Origin of the sequence: Paraburkholderia sp. SIMBA_027 (genome assembly GCF_046535315.1) — a bacterium.
Lineage (GTDB): Bacteria > Pseudomonadota > Gammaproteobacteria > Burkholderiales > Burkholderiaceae > Paraburkholderia > Paraburkholderia tropica.
This window is the reverse complement of sequence record NZ_JAWRWY010001481.1, coordinates 1-241: the sequence shown is the minus strand read 5'-3', so window position 1 is coordinate 241 and position 241 is coordinate 1. Positions and strand designations below refer to the sequence as shown.

Genomic DNA, 241 nt, shown 5'->3' with positions numbered 1-241 from the left:
GTGCCGGAGAACTTGAACAGCACCGGCAGGAAGGCGATCAGCGTCATGATCGAGCTGACGAGGTTGACGCCAAGGCTTTCGACCGTGGTCGAGAAGCGCATCGTGTCTTCCTGAACACGCTGCGAAGCGCCTTCGATATGGCGCAGCTTCGGCCAGTAGGACGTGTAGAATTCGTTCATCGCCGTGCGCCAGCGGAAGATATAGTGGCTGACGAAGAACAGGTTCAGCACGCCGACGGTGA

General features: G+C 58.5%; 1 protein-coding gene. It reads right to left on the bottom strand.

The features are described 5' to 3' along the window. Nucleotides 1-241 (bottom strand): SbmA/BacA-like family transporter (locus tag SB764_RS44120; protein WP_410867327.1); only part of this gene is annotated, 241 nt, incomplete at both ends.